The organism is Actinoplanes sp. NPDC051388, assembly GCF_055586225.1.
On record NZ_JBVJIP010000002.1, the window covers coordinates 1 to 18,709 of the forward strand.

Sequence of the window (18,709 nt, forward strand, 5' to 3'; positions counted from 1 at the left end):
CCACAACCAGAACAAAAACGCCCTGGCCGGGGTATAACTAATTGGCACTGGCTTATCTAGCACCCTGTTGAGTTCTCAAAGAACAACCACACACCGCTGATTGACCACCTGTCTCAGGCGGCCCGCCCTCGGGGCACTCGTTCAACTTTACTGTCTCGTCTGGGCTGTGTCAACCGGTATATCCCGGTTCATACCCATCTGTTCCAGTGCGCCCTCAACCCACAGCGCGCAGCATCGCTTCGCGCTCTAAGAAGGAGGACTTGCAGGACGGCCGCTGCGATCTGAACCGCAAGCTCGCCCGTTTCCCTGCCGAGAAAGAACACTACCCGCACGTCCCCCGGGCCTCCAAATCGGCCCCCAGTGTCGCTCATTACCCCAGGTCAGGTGGCCGATTTCCCTAAGGTTGGGCCACCTCGACGACGCCGGCGGTCACCCGCGAGCGCAGCACCGGCTGGTCGTTCGCCGCCGGGCCGTGCACCGCCACGCCGTCCCGCAGGCGGAACGTGCTGCCGTGCCACGGGCACACCACGCACGCGTCGTCCCCGGAACCGACGACCTCGCCCTCCCCGAGCGGGCCCGTCTCGTGCGAGCAGCGTTCCATCATCGCGGTCACCCGGTCGCCCTCCCGGAAGAGCAGGACCGGCACGTCCCCGACCGTACGCACGGTGGGCTTGCCCTCCGGCAGCGACGCCAGGTCACCGATCGCCGTCCACTCCTCGGGAATACGCACGACGTCCGGGGCGGCCTGGTTCGTCCCGCCGCTCATGGCATAGGCGAGGTGCCCGCCCAGGTAGGCGCCGGCTCCCATCACGGAGAGCCCCGCATAGGCGAGCGCCCTGCCACGTGCGGGCCGGCCGGACAGGCGGGCGGCCAGGGACCCGAGGTAGAGGCTGACTCCCACCGCGTTCGCCGCGGCGTGCACCAGACCGACGCGGCGCCGGTCGTGCGTCATCTCGGACCAGTCGGCCCAGCCCGCGGCGACGGCCGGCGGCGCACTCGCCACCCCGATGGCGATCAGTGTGGTCGCGGACCGGCGACCGCCCGGAAGCGCGTCGAGCACCGCCGCGGACAGGAAGGCCCCGACCGGCACCTGCACGAGGACCGGGTGCAGCGGATGCCCCAGCCACGTGCCGTGCAGCGCGTCTTTCACCGCCTGTGGGCGTACCGCGGAATAGACGATCTTCTGCAGTTTGTCGCTGATCGCGTCCAGCGAACGGGCCTGCTCGAGCCGCGCAACCAACTGTCGCATCATGACTTGCTGCGTGCCCGGCGAGCACCTCGATAAACCACGCTTGAGCAGTTGCCGGAACGGGTATAACTCGGACATGGCTGCTGCGCCCGAGCGACTGAACGCGCCGAGGACCCGGCAGAAGTCGCGTCGGCCGAATGGTCCTCCGCGAGCGGCCGGCCGGATGCCGACCAATCGTGCGGTGAGCGTTCCGGTGCTGGACCGGCATTTCCGCACGGGCGGCCTGACCGAGCTTCGTGCGCTGGTCACGGCGTATGCGGCCGAGCTGGGCGCGGGTGACGAAAAGCTCGACGACGTGGTGCTGCTGGCGCACGAGCTGTGCGGAAACGCGATCGCACACGGCGGCGGCGCCGGCCATTTGCAGATCTGGCGCGACGATCACCGCCTCCTGTGCCGCGTCAGCGACAACGGCCCGGGCATGACCGACCTCGGGGCCGGCGCCACACTGCCGTCCGCACGTTCCCCGGGCGGTCGCGGCTTATGGCTGGCCCGCCGAATCGCCACCCTGAGCATCGACAGCACCGATTCCGGCACCACCGTCACCGCCGAAGTCCCACTTCCATAACCAAAACCCCTTTTTCAAGTACGCAGGACACAAAGTCCCGTGGCCACACGGCGGCCGAGGCGCGACTCGAGGCCGTCCCCCGCCATCCGGCCCGGCCAGGCAAACCGGCACGAGAAGCCGGCCAGCGCGCAAGCGGCCCGCCCCAATCGACGACATCGAGCCGGACGAGGCCGGACGCCGTCCCGCAGAACGCCCACATCCACCGGCATGCGGCGATCGCCGGCGATTCACAGAACACTCAGGTCCGGCGACTCACGAAACACTCAGGTCTGGCGATTCACAGAAGACTCAGGTCGCAAATCCGGTCCGTGCGGGTCGGCGTCGTTGGAGTCGTTGGAGTCGTTGGAGTCGTCGGAGTCGCTGGAGTCCGCCGAGTCGGGCTCCGGCTCGACGGCGGCCGGGGTCGGAGCGCTTTCGGTCACCGAGGTCTGTGCCTGGCAAGCGGTGCCGTCGACGCTGAAGGCGCCGGGCAATGCGGCGACCTCTTCGAAGCTGGCCTCGAAGCCGCTGTTCAGCGAAGCGCCCGTGCCGCTGAGCCGCACCGACTTTCCCTCCTGGGCCCAGCCGTCCCCCAGACCTTCAGCAGTCGCTGGCCGTCGGGCAGATCGAAGGAGAGGCGCCAGGTCCGTGCCGGGCCGGTGCGGGCGACCAGCACGGCGGCGGAGAACCGGCCGGCTGCGGCTTCGCGGATCGCATAGGCGACCGTGCAGGTCGCCGCCGGCGGTTGCGCCATGACCGCGGGTGTCACCACCGACGACTGGCGATGCGAGTGATACACCAGCTCAAGCCGACCAGGCCGCCCAACGCCGCGGCCACTCCCGCGATCAGCACCGGGCGCCGGGGCCGTCGACGCACTGAGGCGCGCCACGCCGACCTCCGCTTCGCGGGCGCCCGATGCGCTGCCCCGGGGGCAACATCAGCAGCGACCGAGGCCAGCTGCCTCGGCGGGGGCAAGGACCTGATCACCTTCACGCCGTCCGCGGTGATCAGCACGTTGGTCGGCCGCACGCCGCGGTGCACGATCCCGCGGAGGTGCGCGGCGGACAGCGCGGAGGCCACCTGCGCGCCGACCGTCAAGGCCGTGCGCTGCGGCAGAGCGCCCTGGGTCAGCAGCTCGGCCAGCGACGGGCCGTCGACCAGTTCCATCACCACGGACGGCAGGCCGGCCTCGGTCTCGCCGCAGTCGCGCACCTCGACCACGTGCTGGTCACGCAGCCGGACGAGAGCCTTGGCCTGATTCAGCAGCCGCGCACTGCTCGCCGCCCCGGGCGAAACGATCTTGACCGCCACCTCGCGGTCGAGCGCTTCGTCCAGTGCGCGCCACACCACCGACAGGGACCCGACGCCAAGCTGGTCGAGCAGCCGATATCGATTCGCGACTCTGCTCGTCACCGGCATCATCGATGCCACCGCCGGGATTGCGTCGGGACTTGAAGCAATCTTCAGGAACTATTCAAGGGCCTTCAGGGCGTCGCCCAGGCCTCGGTGGAAGGTCGGGTACGCCCAGATCGTGCTGCGCAGCGTCGCCAGGGGAACCTCGGCGTGCACCGCCACCGACGCCGCGCCCAGCATCTCGCCCCCGGACGGGCCCGCCGTCGTGCCGCCGATCAGCACGCCACGCTCGCGGTCGGCGATCAGCTTGATGAAGCCGTCGTTGCCGGGGCCGTGGATGAAGCCGCGGGACGTGTACGGCAGCGGCGCGAAGCCGACCTGGACGTCCACGCCGGAGTCGCGGGCCTGCTTCTCCGTCGGGCCGACCGCTCCGATCTCCGGGTCGGTGAACGTGACCCGCGGGCGCGCCCGGTAGTCCGCGGCCGGACCGCCCTGGCCCAGGATGTCGCGGACGGCGATGTCGGCCTCGTACATCGCCATGTGGGTGAAGGCGCCGTTGCCGGTGACGTCGCCGACGCCCCAGACCCGGTCGGCGGCGCGCATCCACTCGTCGGTGTCGAGGAAGCGGGCGGACGGGTCGAGGCCGAGCGTCTCCAGGCCGAGGCCCTGCAGGCGGGCGGCGCGGCCGGTGGCGATCAGCAACCGCTCGGCGGTCAGCACGGAACCGTCGGAGAGCGTGACCGAGAAGCCGGTGTCGTCGTGGGTGACGTGCTGGGCGCGTACCCCGGTGTGGATCTTGATTTGATCGCTGGTCAACGCCTTGCTGACGGTGTCGGAGGACTCCGGTTCCTCCATCGCGAGCACGCGCTCGCTGCCCTCGATGACCGTCACGTCGACGCCGAACCGGGCCATCACCTGCGACAACTCGAGGCCGATGGCGCCGCCGCCGAGGACGATCAGGCTGGTCGGCAGGTTGGCGGCCTCGATGGCTTCCCGGTTGGTCCAGTACGGGGTGCCGGCCAGGCCGTCGATCGGCGGGATCACGGCGGCGGTGCCGGTGGCGATCACCAGGCCACGGGACGCGGTGAACTCCTGGTCGTCGACCCGGACCCGGCCGGGGGCGGTGACCGTGGCGGTCCCGCGTACGAAATGACCGCCCTTGCCGGTGAACCGATCGACCGCGACCTTGTCGTCCCAGCTATCGGTCGCCTCGTCCCGGATCCGCTTGGCGACCGGCGCCCAATCCGGCTGCACGGTCGAACCGCCGGCCAGCCCGGGAATGCGCCGCGCCTCGGCCAGCGCATTGCCCGCCCGGATCATCATCTTGCTCGGGATGCACCCCCAATAGGGGCATTCGCCGCCGACCAGGGTGTGCTCGATGCCGACCACCGTGAGGCCCGCCTCGGCCAGCCGCCCGGCCACCTCTTCGCCGCCGACGCCGAGCCCGACCACCACCACATCTGCTTCCATGGCCTCAGCTTCGCACTTTCGCTTGTTAGGTTGCGGCCATGTCGATGGATGGCTTCGTCACGCCCGGGTTCGAGGCGGTGCGGGAGGCGTTCGCGGTCGATCCGCGAGGCGGTTCGGCGCTCGCGGTGATCTCGCACGGGCAGCTCGTGGTGGATCTGCGGGAGGGCTGGCGCGATCCGGCCCGGACCGTGCCCTGGGACGCGAACACCCTGGTCAACGTCTATTCGGTGGGCAAGCCGGTGATCGCGCTGGCGGTTCTGCTGCTGGTCGAGCGCGGGCGGATCGCCCTCGACGATCCGGTCGCGCGGCATTGGCCGGAGTTCAAAACCGATGCTTCGGTACGCCAGCTGCTGACGCACACCGCGGGCCTGCCGGCGTTCCCGGTGCCGCGTCCGGCCGAGGCCTGGGCCGACTGGGGTGTGCTCTGCGCCGACCTGGCCGCGGCCGCACCCGAGTGGCCGCCCGGCACCGTCGCCGCCGAGCACGCGCTCACCTATGGCCACCTGCTCGGCGAGCTCGTCCGCCGGGTCGACGGCCGGGCGCCGGCGCGGTTCGTGGCCGAGGAGATCGCCGGGCCGTTCCGGGCCGACTTCGCCTTCGGGTTGAGCGCGGAAGATCAGGCGCGCTGTGCTGACCTGGAGTTCGACGCGCCGGACTGGCCGGCCCGCAACACCGGCGAGCCCGGTTCGGTGAAGGCGCGCGCGGTGGAGAACCCGTTGGGTGCCCGGGATCTCGCGGTGGTGAACAGCGCGCTGTGGCGTTCGGCTTCGATCCCGGCGGTCAATCTGCACGCCACCGCGGTCGGGCTGGCCCGGTTCTATGACGAGCTGATGCGCCGGCCGGTCGGCGCGATGATGGCGACCGCCCAGTTCTCCGGGGTGGATCGGTTCATCGGCAGCGAGGTGGTGTGGGGCCTGGGCGTGCAGGTCGAACCGGACGGCTCGTGGGGCATGGGCGGGCTCGGCGGGAACGCGGCCTGGGCGGATCCGGCACGCGGGCTGGCGATCGCCTATGCCACGCGGCGGCTCGGCGACTTCGACACCGTCGACCGGATCGAGGGGGCACTGCCCTAAACCTTCCCGGCCGGCTGCCGATTCTGAACCCCCGCAGAAGAAGGAACACGGCGGAGGGGGCAGTTCATGAGAGGGCGATGGCGGTCCGGGCTGGTAACCGCCATTCTCATGATGGTCGCCGCCGCGCTGGCCCTGCCCGACGTGTCGACCGCGGGCAGGGCCGGCATGACCGCCGCGCCGGCGAACACCCGGGCGATGTGGCTGTGGGGCGACGATCCGGCGGCCGAGGTGGTCACCTGGGCCGCGGCGCAGGGCGTCTCCGAGATCTTCGTGCACGTGAGCCCGTCGGTCCTGGTCAACGGGGACCTGGCGCGCCTGCAGGAGATGCGGATGCGAGCCGACATGGCAAGGATCAAGCTGACCGCCCTGGGCGGCGACCCCGCCTGGGTGACCGACCATGGGGCGGCCCTGGCCTGGCAGCGAACGGTGCTGCGGACCGGCATCTTCGCCGGCATCCACCTGGACGTGGAGCCCTATTTGCTGACCGGCTGGAGCCAAGACCTGCTGGCCACCGAGAAGTCCTACCTGGCCCTGCTGGACAAGATGCGCGTCGCGAGCAGTCTGCCCCTCGAGGCGGACGTGCCGTTCTGGTTCGGCGAATATCAGGTCGGCAGCAAGAACCTGGCGGATGAGGTCCTGCGGCGGGTGTCCGCGGTGACCATCATGAGCTACCGGGACACCGGCACCGGCCCGAACTCGATCGTGGCGATCAGCCAGGACTGGCTGGCCCGGGGAAAGACGGCCGGTAAGAAGGTGCGGCTGGGCGCGGAGACGGTGCCGCTGCCGGACTGCACGCACTGCACCTTCCACGAGGAGGGCGCATCCCACCTGACGACCGAACTGGCCAAGGTGGATGCGGCGACCCGGGCCACCCCGGCCTTCGCCGGCATCGCGATCCACCGCTACGGCACCTGGCGATCCCTGCCCGCCTGAACCTGGGTTTTGGGGGTTGCCCGGTGGGAAAGTTCTCGCGGGTCCTGCCGGCCGAACGGACGAACGCAACAGGTCGGCAGGACCCGCTTTCCCGCCGGCCGAACCGCCGGGAAATCTATGGGCGCAACCAAACCGCCTCGTCGCGATGCGACTCCAGGGGCCCCGGGTAGTCGAGGCCGCGCCGCTGACTCTCGGGCAGGCGCCACGGCTGGTGCACGGCCTTGCCCTCGATCGACTTCAGTTCGGGTACGTAGCGACGAACGTACACGCCGTCCGGGTCGAAGCGCTCGGCCTGCCGGATCGGGTTGAAGCGTCGGTAGGGCTTGGTGTCGTTGCCGGTGCCGGCCACCCACTGCCAGTTTCCGGAGTTGTTCGGCACGTCGCCGTCGTTCAGCCAGCGGAAGAACCACTGCACGCCGGGCCGCCAGTCGATGCCCAGGTGCTTGGTCAGGAACGCCGCGGTGATCAGGCGGGCGCGGTTGTGCATGTAGCCCTCGGCGCGCAGCTGGCGCATCCCGGCATCCACCACCGGCACCCCGGTCGTGCCGTCCTGCCAGTGCCGCAGCGCGCTCGGATCGTCCCGCCACCCCAGGTCACCGGCCTTGCGATAGGCCTCGGTGGAGATCTTCGGGAACGCGGCGACCACCTGGTAATAGAAGTCCCGCCAGCAGAGCTGCCGCACGAACGCGTCCGGGCCCGGCCCCTCTTTGCCGCGCACTGCGTTGGCCAGGGCCAAGGGCGAGACACAACCGAATCTGAGGTACGCGCTGAGCCGCGAAGTCCCGTCGGCCTGCAGGTCGTCGTGCAGATCGTCGTACGGTCGGACGTGCCCGAGCCAAGCCGCGACCCGGCGCTGCCCCTCGGTCTCCCCGCCCGCCAGCGCATCCGGCGACTCCCCGCCCGGAGTGGCCGGCATCCGCCCGGCCGTGAGCCCGGGCGGCAGCTGGATCTTGCGCGGGGTGGCCACCTCGTCGCGCCACTTCGCCGCCGCCCAGGCCCGGTGATAGGGCGAGAACACCTTGTAGTGATCGGTGCTGCCGCCGCCCGGCCGCACGTCACCGGGGTCGACCACGGTCGTGCCCGGGAAGAGTCGCAGCGACAGGCGTTCCTTCGCGAAGGCGTCGGCTCGCCGGCGGGCATAGGCGCTCACATCGCCCGCCATCGCCAGCCCTTCGGCGTTCACCTCGCGGGCGACCTTGATGGTCTCGGCGACCGGATCGCCGAGCCGGATCACCAGGTCGCCGCCCCTGGCGCGCAGCGACTCCCGCAGGTCGGCGAGCGACTCATGCAGGAAGCGGGTCCGGTTCGGCGAGAGGTCCTGCAACCTGGAGTCGAGCACGAACAGGGGAACCACCTGCTCGGCGTTCGCGCACGCGGTGGCCAGCGCCGGGTTGTCGTGCACCCGCAGGTCACGGGTGAACAACACGACCGCGGCCTTCACGCGGCAACCTCCATCGGGGTGCCGGGCCGGGTCAGCAGCGAACGGACGGCGACCGACGCGCGGCGCGAGTTGGGCACCGTGGCGCGGCGGGTGAAGACGTCGTAGTCGGCGGCCACCACCTCGTCGAGGATGCCGCCGTAGAGCCGGAACGCGGTGCGCATGCACGCCTGCGAGGCGGGGTGCAGCAGCGGGATGCCCGGAGCGGCCATCGCATAGTGCTGCTTCGCGACGCTCACCTCGTACCGGATCAGGTCTTTGATCTCGGGGGTGGAAATGCGGCGCTCGAGGTCGGCGCGGGTCACGCCGAAACGCGCCAGATGCTCGTCGGGGAGGTAGGTGCGGCCGCGGCCGAGGTCCTCGGCGACGTCCCGGATGAAGTTGGTGAGCTGGAAGGCGAGGCCGAGCTGGCGGGCCGGCTCGCGGGCGGCGGCGCGGTCGTCGGACCCGAGGATCGGCAGCATCATCGTGCCGATCACCGCCGCCGAGCCCTCCATGTAGTCGAGCAGGTCGTCGTACGTCGCATAAGACGTGACCGTGAGATCCATCGCCATGCTGCGCAGGAACTTGTCGAAGTCCTCGAGGTCGAGGTCGAACACCGCGATCGTGTGCAGCACGGCCGGCAGCAGCGGATCGCCGATCTCCTCGCCGCGCAGACCGGCCAGGAAGCGCTCGGACCAGGCGGTCAGCTGGGCGGCGCGCTCGGCCGGCGGCAGCTCCTCGGTGCGGTCCACGATCTCGTCGGCATATCGGGTGAAGCCGTAGAGAGCGTGCACATGACGCCGCTTCCACGCGGGCAGCAGCCGGGTCGCCAGATAGTAGGTGCGTCCATGGCGGCGGTGCAGCTCACGACAGCGTTCGTAGGCCGCCGGCAGATCGATCTCCACGCGCTGCACTCCCTAAATCGACTCACGAATCGACGCAACCGCCGATTCTACGGTACGCTCCACCTCGTGGCCAATGACACTCTCGAAGGACGCCCGCGCCGCGGGATCCCGCGCCAGACCGGGCGGGAGATCGCGCTGACCAGCGCGATCGAGCGGACGCTGGCCGACTTCTTGACTACCCAGGTGACCGCGCTGGACAACGTCGATCCGGCCCTCGGCCTGTTCTCCCGCACGGCGCGCGACCTGGTGCTCGGCGGCGGCAAACGGCTGCGCCCGACCTTCGCCTATTGGGGCTGGCGCGGCGTCGTCGGCCCGGACGAGCCGATCGAGCCGGTGCTGCCGGCCATCTCGGCGCTCGAGCTGATGCACACGTTCGCGCTGGTGCACGACGACGTGATGGACGAATCAGCCACCCGCCGCGGCGCACCTACCGCGCATCGCATCTTCGCCACCCAGCATCTGCAGGACGGCCGCCTCGGCGACGCGTCCCACTTCGGCGCCACCTCGGCGATCCTGCTCGGCGACCTCTGCCTGGTCTGGGCGGACCAGCTGCTGGCCCGGGCGCCGGTCTCCACCGCCACGCTCTTCGCGGTCCGGGCCTGCTATGACCGGATGCGCATCGAAGCGGTCGCCGGGCAATATCTGGACGTGCTCGGCGAATCGCAGCCGGAGGCCTGGTCGGTCGAGCGGGCGCTGCTGGTCGCCCGGCACAAGACGGCGAGTTACACGGTGCAGCGGCCGCTGCAGTTCGGCATGACGCTGGCCGGGCCGTCGGTCTCGCCGGCGGTCGACGACGCGTACAGCGTCTACGGCGAATATGTCGGCGAGGCCTTCCAGCTGCGTGACGACCTGCTCGGCGTCTTCGGTGACCCGGCGGTCACCGGAAAGCCGGTCAGCGACGACCTGCGCACCGGAAAGCCGACTGCGCTGCTCATGCTGGCTCGCTCGATGGCCACCCCGGCGCAGCTCGAGGTGTTGTCCGGCGGTTCGACCGTCGAGCAGATGGCCGAGGTGATCGCCGACACCGGCGCGCCGAAACAGGTCGAAGCACTGATCCAGGAGCGCGTCGAAGAGGGCCTCGCCGCACTGGAAGTGGCGACGATTCACCCCGACGCGCGCGACGCGCTGACCCACCTGGCTGTCGCGGCGACCCACCGCCCGGCATGATTCCCTCTGCATCCGACCCCCGGGAGACGTAGTGCGCAAGGTGACCGGACCCACCGATCGGGTCATCGTGGTCGGCGCCGGCCTTGGCGGCCTGGCCTGTGCGCTGCATCTGGCCGCGGCCGGCCGGCAGGTCACGGTGGTGGAACGCGAGTCGGTGCCGGGCGGACGCGCCGGCCGGCTCTCCATCCAGGGGTACGAGTTCGACACCGGCCCCACCGTGCTGACCATGCCGGAGCTCATCGCCGAACCGCTGGCAGCCGTGGGCGAGAGCCTGTCCGACTGGCTCGACCTGACGCCGATCGACCCCGCCTATCGGGCTTTCTATCCCGACGGGTCCACTCTGGACGTGAAGACCGACACGGTCCGGATGGCGGCCGAGATCTCCCGGGTCTGCGGGCCCCGCGAGGCGGACGGTTACCTGCGATTCGTGGACTTCGCGCGCAAGCTGTGGCAGCTGGAACGCGATCACTTCATCGACAAGAACCTGGACACCCCGATCGACCTGGTCAACCTCAACCTGTTGAAACTGCTCGGGATGGGCGGCTTCGGGCGGCTGCAGGCGAAGATCGACAAATACTTCAAGGATCCGCGCACCCGTCGGATCTTCTCCTTCCAGGCCATGTATGCCGGCCTGGCGCCGCACGACGCGCTGGCGATCTATGCGGTCATCGCCTATCTGGATTCGGTGGCCGGCGTCTATTACCCGACCGGCGGAATGCACGCCGTGCCCAAGGCGCTCGCCGGAGCCGCCGCCAAACACGGCGTCGATTTCCTCTACGACACCGAGGTCACCTCCGTCCCGGTGGCGAACGGCCGGGCCACCGGTGTCATCACCTCGGACGGCCGGCACCTGCCCGCCGACGTCGTGGTGCTCAACCCGGATCTGCCGGTGGCCTACCGCGATCTGCTGCCGCAGTCCTATTCGCGGCGGCTGCGCTATTCACCCTCCTGTGTGGTGCTGCACATCGGCTCGTCGGTGACATATTCGAAGATCGCGCACCACAACATTCACTTCGGGCGGGCCTGGAAGGGCACCTTCGACGAAGTGATCCACCGCGGCGTGCTGATGAGCGACCCGTCGCTGCTGGTCACCCGGCCCCCGACCGACCCGGCCACCTATTTCGTGCTCGCGCCGACGCCTAATCTGGTCGCGGCGCCGCTCGACTGGGACAAGCTCGGTCCGGCCTACGCCGATCAGCTCCTCGCCGAGCTGGAAAGGCGCGGCTACATCGGTTTCCGGGACGGAGTCGAGGTGCAGCAGATAGTCACGCCGGCCGATTGGGAAAGACAGGGCATGGCCGGGGGTACGCCGTTCGCCGCCGCGCACACCTTCGGGCAGACCGGCCCGTTCCGCCCGAGCAACCTGCACCCGGCACTGGAGAACGTCGTGTTCACCGGGTCCGGAACGCAGCCCGGCGTCGGAGTGCCGATGGTGCTGATCTCCGGAAAGCTGGCCGCCGCGCGGGTGGTGTCATGACCCAGCGGGAGACCCATCTGGTCGAGCTCGTCGACGTGGACGGCGCGCCGACCGGGTCCGCGACCGTCGACCAGGCGCATCGGGCGCCCGGCCAGCTGCACCGGGCCTTCTCGGTGTTCCTGCGCGACCCCGACGGCCGGGTGCTGTTGCAGCAGCGGGCCGGCGTGAAGACGCGCTTCCCGCTGCGCTGGGGCAACACCGCCTGCGGTCATCCCGCGCCCGGCGAGGACCTGGTGTCGGCCGCCGCACACCGGCTCGCCGAGGAGGTCGGCGTATCCGGCGTCACGCTGCGGGTGCTCGGCGTCTATCCGTACTACGCCGAGGACCCGGCGAGCGGCCGCGTCGAGTACGAGTACGACCACGTGCTCGTCGCCGACGTGCCGGCCGCGATCCCGGTGTCCCCCGACCCGGACGAGGTGGCCGCACTCCAGTGGATCTCGGTACCGGTGCTCTGCGACGCGATGGCCGCCGACCCCCGCACCTACGTCCCGTGGCTGGGCGGCGTGCTCGAAGTGCTGACCTCCGCCCGGCTCATCCCCGGCATGCGCGCGCACGAAGGATCCCCCGAGTTGTCGGGGCGCGGCGGTGATGGGTGACGCACTGACGGCCGGGGCGGTCGCGCGACGCCTCGGAGTCGCCGTCACGACGCTGCGGACCTGGCATCAGCGGTACGGGCTCGGACCGAGCAGCCACGTGCCCGGGCAGCATCGGCGGTACACCCCCGAGGACCTCGACCGGCTTCAGGTGATGCGGCGGCTGACCGCGCAGGGGGTCACGCCTGCGGAGGCGGCCGCTTGGGCGAAGCGCGTGCCCGTACCGCTGGATGGCGGCCCACCCCCCGCCTTGCCGCCGGACACGTCCACGCGCGAGTTTCCCGCCCGCGACGGAGGTGGGCACGCGATCCCGGTCGGCGCGGCCGGGCCGACCGCGCGCGGCCTGGCCCGCGCGGCGGTCCGCCTCGACGGCCCGGCGCTGCGCGACATCCTGGAGATGACGATCTCCCGGCACGGGGTGGTGCAGACGTGGGAAGAGCTGATCGTCCCGGTCCTGGTCGGAGTCGGTGAGCGGTACGCGGCGACGCTGCGCTACATCGACGTCGAGCACCTGCTCTCCCGCGCGGTCACCGAAGCGCTCGGCGGGGTGCCTCGCCCTCCCGCCGGCGACCCGCCCCGCATCCTGCTCGCCGCCGCCGACGAGGAACAGCACACCCTGCCCCTGGAAGCGATCGCCGCGGCCCTGGCCGAGGCCGGCGTGGCGAGCCGCCTGCTCGGCGCGCGGGTGCCCCCCGACGCGCTGTCCCAGGCCATCGAGCGCACCGGACCCGCCGCCGTGCTGCTCTGGTCGCATCGCCCCGAGACCGCAGACCCGAGCCAACTCGAACGCCTCCTGCACGGCCCGAAACGCCCCCTGCTGGTGGCGGCGGCAGGCCCCGGCTGGGCCAAGGAGATGCTGCCCGAAGAGGTCCCGCTGATGAACGACCTGGCGGACGCGGTCCGCGGCCTGATCGCCGCGGCCACGACATAGTGGCTGGTCACGGCGTTGGCGGATACCGGTTTGGTGGGGGGCCAGGGGATCACGTATGCTTTCGGAGCCTCAGGCGGGGCCCGGTTGGGGCACGCGACCAACGTCATTGCGGGTATGCAATGATGGCGGAGTTGCCCTCATCGTCTAGTGGCCCAGGACGCCGCCCTTTCAAGGCGGTAGCACGGGTTCGAATCCCGTTGGGGGTACGGTAGTTACGCAGTTTTGAGCAAGGTCCTGTGGAGCAGTTGGAGTGCTCGCCGCCCTGTCAAGGCGGAGGTCGCGGGTTCAAGTCCCGTCAGGACCGCAACGAACATCACGGCCAGGTAGCTCAGTTGGTACGAGCGTCCGACTGAAAATCGGAAGGTCGGCGGTTCGACCCCGCCCCTGGCCACGAGACTGGGGCTGTCTACTGCCCGCGGAGAGCGCGGGCCGGGCCAGCCTCGTTCCTTTTTCGCCGAGGCTTCGCCCGGCGAGAGCGGGGGCTTCGCCACCCGCACCCCCGCTGCCGGAAACTTGCGCTGGGTGGGCACTCACCCCTAAATCGGGGCTCGGACTGGAAACTAGCGCTGGGCGGGGACTCCGCTCGAAACCGCGGCTCAGACCGGAAACTTGCGCTGGGCGGGCACTCGGTTTGAAATCGGGGCTCGGACTGGAAACTTGCGCTGGGTGGGCACTCCGCTCGAAACCGCGGCTCAGACCGGAAACTTGCGCTGGGCGGGCACTCCGCTTGAAACCGGGGCTCGGACTGGAAACTTGCGCTGGGTGGACACTCGGCTTGAAACCGGGGCTCAGACCGGAACCTGCGCTGCGCTCGGTGGGCACTTCGCTTGGAAGCGGGGCTTGGATCGGGTGCGGCGTTCATTCGTCAGGCTGCGGGGGTTCTGTGGCGGTGGCCGACTTTTCCTATTGGTGGGTGTGGCGGTTTCGCACCTGGGAGTTTTTAGGGGTGCGGGGCAAGGCGCCCTGGTTCGGGGACGGCGTCGACCGGGCCGGCCAGGCCTGCCGGGTGCTCGTTCGCGGGAGCCGGAACTCCGCGCTCATCGAGTTCGAGGACGGCTACCGGGTGATCACCAGCCGCGGTGGTTTGCGACGCCGCCGATGACGGTGGCCGACTGGACCAGGCGCACGTAGAGGGTCTCCTCGTCGCCGCCGACCACCAGGTAGGTGTTGCCGTTCACCTCTAGGCGGGTCAGGGCCGCGTCGGGGCCGAAGCTCCGCGGCCGCTGCAACGTGCCCAGGATCTCCCCGACCGGGTCGTTCAAGCGCACGGTCACCGTGATCATCGCTGCTCGCTCAGCGTCATGACATGACAGTGACTGCCATCCGGGCAACGAGCCGCACCCGGCGTGCGAGGGTCGCGACTATTCGAGGGCGGCCAGGTCTCTGGTCGCGAAGCGGTAGTGCTCGCACTCCTCCTCGAAGACCACCGCCAGGCACTCGGCGACCGCCCGCGGCTCCTCCGGATAGTTCGGCGCCGGCGAGCGCAGGCACTGCCGGCCGAGCCCGGCGTCCGTCAGGTCCGCCACGATCCGGCCGACCGTCGCCATCCGCTCGGCGCGCACCACCAGCACCTCGTCGAAGGTCGGCCGCGCGTCCGGCGTCATGCCCAGCGACTCGGCGTCGGCCGGCGGGTACCAGCTCTGCGGGAGACCCAGCGGGTGGAAGGGACTCGGCTCGTCCAGGACCGTGCGGACCGCCCACGAATCAGTCATGAAGATCAGGTGCCGGATCGTCTCGACGAACGACCACTCGCCGTCGACGCGCTGGTGGCGGGCCTCCTCGGGGAGCCGCGCGGCGCGCGCCACCGCGGCCGCCCACAGCTCCTCGACGGTCGCCCACATCGCGCGGAAGTCGTCGGCGTTCTTCATCTCGCGCAGCTGCACCCGCTCGGGATGCCGCCGGTCGAGCTGCTCCTCGACATACGCCGTCACGTCGACGCCGTTCACCGTCATGTTCTCCACATAGCCGGAGACGTTCACGTCGACCAGCCAGCCGTCGGAGATCTTGACACCGGTCAGGTCGCAGTCGATGAACTTGGCGCCGGTCAGGTCCTTGACCAGGAACGTCTCGCCGCGATGCGCGTCGGTGTGGGAGCTGTCGAAGCCCGCGGTGTAGCGATGAGGTCCGTACTGAGCGGTCACGGGAGAGACCCTAACCGGGCGGCGGGTGATCGTGGGGCCGCGTCGTTCGCCGGCTGTCCGATAACGTGCCTGACATGGCGTCGTACGAGGTGAACCCGGCGGGCGTGGCACACGCCCGCAAGCTGATCGACGGCAAACAGTATGTGCTGGACAGCGACTGGGGTGACGCCCAGCCGAAGGCCGCCGACGAGAACGCGTTCCTGGAGAAGCACTCCTGGGAGCAATACGCCGAGTGGTTCCTGGGCCTGACCGAGGGCGCGAACGACGAGACCAAGGCCCGATATGCGTTCGTCTGCGGCGACCTGCGACGCGTGCACCGGTCCGGGCTGATCGCCTGCGTCTACCGCGCGGCCGAGTGGCGCCACAAGGACGTGGAACGAGCCGCCTACGAGCTCCTTCAATACCTGGACGAAAAGACCGGCTGAGACGAAGAGACCGGCTCAGACGACAAGTCCGGCTCAGACGACAAGTCCGGCTGCGAGGGCAAGTCCGGCTGAGAGGACAGGGCCGGCGGGTCGAAGTCGGACAGCCCCGCCCCGCGCCGCCGCACGTCGAGCCGTTTCAGCGCCGCCACCAGCACAAAGCTCACGCTGACCAGCAGCGCCCAGGACCCGAACTTCGACACGTGCACCATCCGCCACACGTCACCCTGGTCCGGATATTGCCAGGCGCCGAGGAACGTGGCGCCGTTCTCGGCCAGCCACAGGAACCCGCCGATCAGCACGAACGAAACCCACAGCGGCATCCGGTAGCGCACCTCGCCGACCCGGAACGTGACAGTGGTCCGCCAGGTCGCCAGCACCAGCGCGACCGCGCCGAGCAGCCGCAGGTCGGGCAGCCAGTGGTGGGTGTAGAAGTTCGCGTAGACCGCCCCGGCCGCGACCGCCGTGGGCCACGGCCGATAGTCGATCAGCCCGAGGTCGAGCCGGCGCCAGGCCTGGCAGATGTAGCTGCCCACCGCCGCGTACATGAACCCGCTGTAGAGCGGCACCCCGAAGATCTTGGTGTACGCGTCCTCCGGATAGGACCACGAGCCGACCCGCACCTTGAACAGCTCGAGCGCCAGCCCGACCAGGTGGAACAGGGTGATCACCAGCACCTCGCGCCCGGTCTCCACCCGGGTCGCCCAGAGCACCAGGGTCAGCCCGACGCAACCGACGAGCAGCAGGTCATAACGCGGCAGCGGGGTGTGCACGACCCTGCTCAGCGCGAGCATGGCGAACACCGCGAACGCGAAGACGCAACTCATCGCCTGCTGCGTGGTGAACCGGATCAGCTGTCGCACTCGCCCGAAGGTAGGTCAGGCGCGCGAGGCCCGTGACTCCAGGTAGCGCTGCTCGGGGGAACTGAGCGTGGTCCGCGCCGCCAGCCGGAACTGTTCCCGCGCGCCGTCGCGATCTCCCGCCATGTCCAGCAGATGCGCCCGGACCGCAGCCACCCGATGATGCCCGGCCAGCTCTTTCTCGGCTTCGGCGAGCTCGGCCAGCGCCGGTTCCGGACCGTCCACCATGGCTACCGCGACGATTCGGTTCAGGGTCACCATCGGGCCGGGATCGAGCAGTCGCAGCATTCCGTACAGCTGGAGAATCTGCGGCCAATCGGTTTCCTCGGCGCGCGTCGCCTCGTCGTGCACCGCGGCGATCGCGGCCTGCAATTGGTAGGGGCCGATCGGCGCGCGCTGCAGGGTTTCGGTGATCAGCGCGACGCCCTCGTCGATCGCGGAACGGTTCCACAATCGCCGATCCTGCTCGGCCAGCGGCACCAGGTTGCCGTCGTCGAGCAGGCGGGCGGGTCGCCGCGCGTCGGTGAGCAGCATCAACGCGAGCAGGCCCGCGGTCTCGCCGTCCTGCGGCCGGCGCTCGTGGAGTTGCCGGGTCAGGCGGATCGCCTCGGCGGAGAGTTCGACACGGTGCAATCGCGTCCCGGCGCTGGCGGTGTATCCCTCATTGAAGATCAGGTACAGCACCTTGCGTACCGAAGAGAATCGCTCTTGAATCTCGTCGGCCGGCGGCAACGTGAACTGCGCGCCGGACTGTCTGATCCGCGCCTTGGCACGGCTGATCCGCTGGCCGACGGTCTTTTCCGGAACCAGCAGCGCGCGGGCGATCTCCGCCGTGGTGAGGCCGCCGACCGCACGCAGGGTGAGCGCGACCTGCGAGGCGACGGTCAACGCGGGGTGACAGCAGAGCAGCAACAACGTCAGCGAGTCGTCCACCTCGGTGACCGGCGGCGGATCTCCGGCGGCGGCGAACACCGCCTCCTCGCGCCGGCGCCGCGCCGCCTCGTTGCGCAACAATTCGATCCGCCGGCGCGCGGCCACCGTGATCAGCCAGTTCTTGGGCTGCGCGGGCACGCCCTCGGCCGGCCACTGCTGAGCGGCCGCGAGCAGCGCCTCCTGCACCGCGTCCTCCGAGGTCGCGAAGTCGCCGTAGCGCCGCACGACGGCGCCGAGGACCTGCGGCGCGCACTCGCGCAGCAGATCCTCGATCGCGCGCCCGCTCAGAACTCCCATCCGCTCATGTCGAGGATCGGCCGCACCTCGACCTCGCGCAGGTGGGCGTCGGGCACCTTGGCGGCCCATTCGATGGCGCGCTCGAGGCTCTCGCACTCGATCAGATAGAAGCCGGCCAGATGCTCCTTGACCTCGGCGAACGGCCCGTCGGAGGTGACCGTCTCGCCGTCGCGCACGGAGACCCAGCGGGCCAGCGCGGGGTCGGCCAGCCCCTCGGAGACGATCAATTCGCCGGACTCGGCCAGTTGCTCGGTCAGCTTCATGTGGCCGCGACCGAGATCCCACTGCTGCTCTTCGCTCAGCTTCTCCCACAGCTCCAGCGACTGCGGGTTCGAGTGAATCAAGATCATGTACTTCATGGCGGCGCCTCCCGGAAGAAGATTCTTTCATCGGGATGTCGAAGCCGTGGCCATCGCTTCTACGTCCCCGGTGACATCAACCCGCACCGCGTGGAGGACGACATGACTTCCGACGAGCAGCAGATCCGCGATCTGATCGAGCACAAGGCCGCCGCAATCGGCGCCAAAGACCCCAAAGCCATGACCGATGGGTACGCCCCCAGCGCCGTGATCTTCAACCTGGCACCTCCCCTGCGCCAGCCCCGCGACGCCCGCGACCCGGTCCCGATGGAGCAGTGGCTGTCCACCTTCGAGGAGACGATGAGCCTCGAGGTGCGCGACCTGGAGGTGACGATCGGCGGCGACGTCGCGTTCTGCACGTCGCTGACCTGCCTGACCGCCACCCCGAAGGGCAGCCCCGAGAGCTTCTCCCTCTGGTACCGGACGACCCACGGCCTGCGCCGCCAGGACGGCCGCTGGCAGATCACCCACGAGCACGAGTCGGTGCCCTTCGAGATGGACGGCAGCTTCGCCGCGTCGGTCAACCTCGAGCCCTGAGGGGTCCCCCAGATGGCGAAGGCACGGTCGGCGTAGTGCCGACCG

21 protein-coding genes and 3 tRNA genes are annotated in these 18,709 nt (G+C 70.0%); 12 read left to right on the plus strand and 12 right to left on the minus strand.

Annotation, left to right across the window (positions count from 1 at the left end; all coding sequences use genetic code 11):
* Window positions 1–397: 397 nt before the first annotated feature.
* On the minus strand, window positions 398–1,249 hold the full coding sequence (locus ACZ6TI_RS04185) for a Rieske (2Fe-2S) protein (protein WP_465343541.1): 852 nt from the start codon (window positions 1,247–1,249) through the stop codon (window positions 398–400).
* 181 nt (window positions 1,250–1,430) lie between these two features.
* On the opposite strand from ACZ6TI_RS04185, the gene ACZ6TI_RS04190 reads away from it, so the two are divergent.
* On the plus strand, window positions 1,431–1,814 hold the full coding sequence (locus ACZ6TI_RS04190) for an ATP-binding protein (RefSeq protein WP_465343542.1): 384 nt from the start codon (window positions 1,431–1,433) through the stop codon (window positions 1,812–1,814).
* A 263-nt stretch (window positions 1,815–2,077) separates the two neighbouring features.
* Here the strand turns inward: ACZ6TI_RS04190 and ACZ6TI_RS04195 are convergent, their stop codons facing one another.
* From ACZ6TI_RS04195 to ACZ6TI_RS04210, 4 genes are read right to left on the minus strand one after another with little or no spacing between them, the layout of a single operon-like run.
* Entirely contained in the window at window positions 2,078–2,356 is a 279-nt protein-coding gene (locus ACZ6TI_RS04195) for a hypothetical protein (protein WP_465343543.1), read from the minus strand.
* Entirely contained in the window at window positions 2,326–2,547 is a 222-nt protein-coding gene (locus ACZ6TI_RS04200) for a hypothetical protein (protein WP_465343544.1), read from the minus strand. Before ACZ6TI_RS04200 ends, ACZ6TI_RS04195 begins: the two co-directional genes overlap by 31 nt.
* A gap of 11 nt (window positions 2,548–2,558) precedes the next feature.
* Entirely contained in the window at window positions 2,559–3,206 is a 648-nt protein-coding gene (locus ACZ6TI_RS04205) for a serine/threonine-protein kinase (protein WP_465343545.1), read from the minus strand.
* 57 nt (window positions 3,207–3,263) lie between these two features.
* The gene (locus ACZ6TI_RS04210; RefSeq protein WP_465343546.1) at window positions 3,264–4,616 is read right to left on the minus strand and encodes a dihydrolipoyl dehydrogenase family protein; all 1,353 of its coding nucleotides are present in this window, start codon (window positions 4,614–4,616) and stop codon (window positions 3,264–3,266) included.
* A gap of 38 nt (window positions 4,617–4,654) precedes the next feature.
* Here ACZ6TI_RS04210 and ACZ6TI_RS04215 point away from each other — a divergent pair, with 38 nt between their 5' ends.
* Entirely contained in the window at window positions 4,655–5,689 is a 1,035-nt protein-coding gene (locus ACZ6TI_RS04215; protein WP_465343547.1) for a serine hydrolase domain-containing protein, read from the plus strand.
* 66 nt (window positions 5,690–5,755) lie between these two features.
* A complete protein-coding gene (locus ACZ6TI_RS04220; protein WP_465343548.1) occupies window positions 5,756–6,622 on the plus strand; it encodes a hypothetical protein in 867 nt (288 codons plus the stop codon).
* A 115-nt stretch (window positions 6,623–6,737) separates the two neighbouring features.
* Here ACZ6TI_RS04220 and ACZ6TI_RS04225 read toward each other — a convergent pair whose 3' ends face one another.
* Both ACZ6TI_RS04225 and ACZ6TI_RS04230 read right to left on the minus strand, forming a co-directional pair.
* A complete protein-coding gene (locus ACZ6TI_RS04225; protein WP_465343549.1) occupies window positions 6,738–8,063 on the minus strand; it encodes a cryptochrome/photolyase family protein in 1,326 nt (441 codons plus the stop codon).
* Window positions 8,060–8,947, minus strand: coding sequence for a phytoene/squalene synthase family protein (locus tag ACZ6TI_RS04230; protein ID WP_465343550.1), 888 nt, complete (start codon window positions 8,945–8,947; stop codon window positions 8,060–8,062). The genes ACZ6TI_RS04225 and ACZ6TI_RS04230 overlap by 4 nt, the downstream gene beginning before the upstream one ends.
* A 66-nt stretch (window positions 8,948–9,013) precedes the next feature.
* On the opposite strand from ACZ6TI_RS04230, the gene ACZ6TI_RS04235 reads away from it, so the two are divergent.
* The 7 genes from ACZ6TI_RS04235 (at window position 9,014) to ACZ6TI_RS04265 (ending at window position 13,506) form a co-directional block, all read left to right on the plus strand.
* Window positions 9,014–10,114, plus strand: a complete 1,101-nt coding sequence (locus tag ACZ6TI_RS04235; RefSeq protein WP_465343551.1) for a polyprenyl synthetase family protein — start codon at window positions 9,014–9,016, stop codon at window positions 10,112–10,114.
* A 31-nt stretch (window positions 10,115–10,145) separates the two neighbouring features.
* Entirely contained in the window at window positions 10,146–11,591 is a 1,446-nt protein-coding gene (crtI, locus tag ACZ6TI_RS04240; RefSeq protein WP_465343552.1) for a phytoene desaturase family protein, read from the plus strand.
* Entirely contained in the window at window positions 11,588–12,187 is a 600-nt protein-coding gene (idi, locus tag ACZ6TI_RS04245; protein WP_465343553.1) for an isopentenyl-diphosphate Delta-isomerase, read from the plus strand. Before crtI ends, idi begins: the two co-directional genes overlap by 4 nt.
* Window positions 12,177–13,115: a MerR family transcriptional regulator gene (locus tag ACZ6TI_RS04250; protein ID WP_465343554.1), complete on the plus strand. Its 939-nt coding sequence runs from the start codon at window positions 12,177–12,179 to the stop codon at window positions 13,113–13,115. Before idi ends, ACZ6TI_RS04250 begins: the two co-directional genes overlap by 11 nt.
* A 133-nt stretch (window positions 13,116–13,248) precedes the next feature.
* A tRNA-Glu gene (locus tag ACZ6TI_RS04255) sits at window positions 13,249–13,321 on the plus strand.
* Between the two features lie 24 nt (window positions 13,322–13,345).
* A tRNA-Asp gene (locus ACZ6TI_RS04260) sits at window positions 13,346–13,419 on the plus strand.
* 13 nt (window positions 13,420–13,432) lie between these two features.
* Window positions 13,433–13,506 (plus strand) — tRNA-Phe (locus tag ACZ6TI_RS04265).
* A 676-nt stretch (window positions 13,507–14,182) separates the two neighbouring features.
* On the opposite strand, the gene ACZ6TI_RS04270 is transcribed toward ACZ6TI_RS04265, so the two are convergent.
* Entirely contained in the window at window positions 14,183–14,398 is a 216-nt protein-coding gene (locus tag ACZ6TI_RS04270) for a hypothetical protein (RefSeq protein WP_465343555.1), read from the minus strand.
* Between the two features lie 78 nt (window positions 14,399–14,476).
* The gene (locus ACZ6TI_RS04275; protein ID WP_465343556.1) at window positions 14,477–15,256 is read right to left on the minus strand and encodes a DinB family protein; all 780 of its coding nucleotides are present in this window, start codon (window positions 15,254–15,256) and stop codon (window positions 14,477–14,479) included.
* A gap of 74 nt (window positions 15,257–15,330) precedes the next feature.
* On the opposite strand from ACZ6TI_RS04275, the gene ACZ6TI_RS04280 reads away from it, so the two are divergent.
* A complete protein-coding gene (locus ACZ6TI_RS04280) occupies window positions 15,331–15,681 on the plus strand; it encodes a hypothetical protein (protein ID WP_465343557.1) in 351 nt (116 codons plus the stop codon).
* On the opposite strand, the gene ACZ6TI_RS04285 is transcribed toward ACZ6TI_RS04280, so the two are convergent.
* The 3 genes from ACZ6TI_RS04285 to ACZ6TI_RS04295 are packed head-to-tail and all read right to left on the minus strand — an operon-like array spanning window position 15,654 to window position 18,127.
* Complete coding sequence (locus tag ACZ6TI_RS04285; protein ID WP_465343558.1) at window positions 15,654–16,541, minus strand: DUF817 domain-containing protein; 888 nt, start codon at window positions 16,539–16,541, stop codon at window positions 15,654–15,656. The genes ACZ6TI_RS04280 and ACZ6TI_RS04285 overlap by 28 nt on opposite strands.
* A gap of 15 nt (window positions 16,542–16,556) precedes the next feature.
* Window positions 16,557–17,768, minus strand: a complete 1,212-nt coding sequence (locus ACZ6TI_RS04290; protein ID WP_465343559.1) for an RNA polymerase sigma factor — start codon at window positions 17,766–17,768, stop codon at window positions 16,557–16,559.
* Window positions 17,756–18,127 (minus strand): YciI family protein, encoded by a 372-nt coding sequence (locus tag ACZ6TI_RS04295; RefSeq protein ID WP_465343560.1) that lies wholly within the window; start codon window positions 18,125–18,127, stop codon window positions 17,756–17,758. Before ACZ6TI_RS04295 ends, ACZ6TI_RS04290 begins: the two co-directional genes overlap by 13 nt.
* A gap of 102 nt (window positions 18,128–18,229) precedes the next feature.
* On the opposite strand from ACZ6TI_RS04295, the gene ACZ6TI_RS04300 reads away from it, so the two are divergent.
* Window positions 18,230–18,664 carry a YybH family protein gene (locus ACZ6TI_RS04300; RefSeq protein ID WP_465343561.1) on the plus strand — a complete coding sequence of 145 codons (435 nt, stop codon included), beginning with the start codon at window positions 18,230–18,232 and terminating at the stop codon, window positions 18,662–18,664.
* Window positions 18,665–18,709: the final 45 nt, after the last annotated feature.

Bases quoted from the DNA above. Each gene is read 5' to 3' on its own strand.
- ACZ6TI_RS04300 (WP_465343561.1), top strand. From the start codon at position 18,230: ATGACTTCCGACGAGCAGCAGATCCGCGATCTGATCGAGCACAAGGCC.
- ACZ6TI_RS04280 (WP_465343557.1), top strand. From the start codon at position 15,331: ATGGCGTCGTACGAGGTGAACCCGGCGGGCGTGGCACACGCCCGCAAG.
- ACZ6TI_RS04295 (WP_465343560.1), bottom strand. From the start codon at position 18,127: ATGAAGTACATGATCTTGATTCACTCGAACCCGCAGTCGCTGGAGCTG.
- ACZ6TI_RS04200 (WP_465343544.1), bottom strand. From the start codon at position 2,547: ATGGCGCAACCGCCGGCGGCGACCTGCACGGTCGCCTATGCGATCCGC.
- ACZ6TI_RS04290 (WP_465343559.1), bottom strand. From the start codon at position 17,768: ATGGGAGTTCTGAGCGGGCGCGCGATCGAGGATCTGCTGCGCGAGTGC.
- ACZ6TI_RS04220 (WP_465343548.1), top strand. From the start codon at position 5,756: ATGAGAGGGCGATGGCGGTCCGGGCTGGTAACCGCCATTCTCATGATG.
- ACZ6TI_RS04185 (WP_465343541.1), bottom strand. From the start codon at position 1,249: ATGCGACAGTTGGTTGCGCGGCTCGAGCAGGCCCGTTCGCTGGACGCG.
- ACZ6TI_RS04215 (WP_465343547.1), top strand. From the start codon at position 4,655: ATGTCGATGGATGGCTTCGTCACGCCCGGGTTCGAGGCGGTGCGGGAG.
- idi (WP_465343553.1), top strand. From the start codon at position 11,588: ATGACCCAGCGGGAGACCCATCTGGTCGAGCTCGTCGACGTGGACGGC.
- ACZ6TI_RS04210 (WP_465343546.1), bottom strand. From the start codon at position 4,616: ATGGAAGCAGATGTGGTGGTGGTCGGGCTCGGCGTCGGCGGCGAAGAG.
- ACZ6TI_RS04270 (WP_465343555.1), bottom strand. From the start codon at position 14,398: ATGATCACGGTGACCGTGCGCTTGAACGACCCGGTCGGGGAGATCCTG.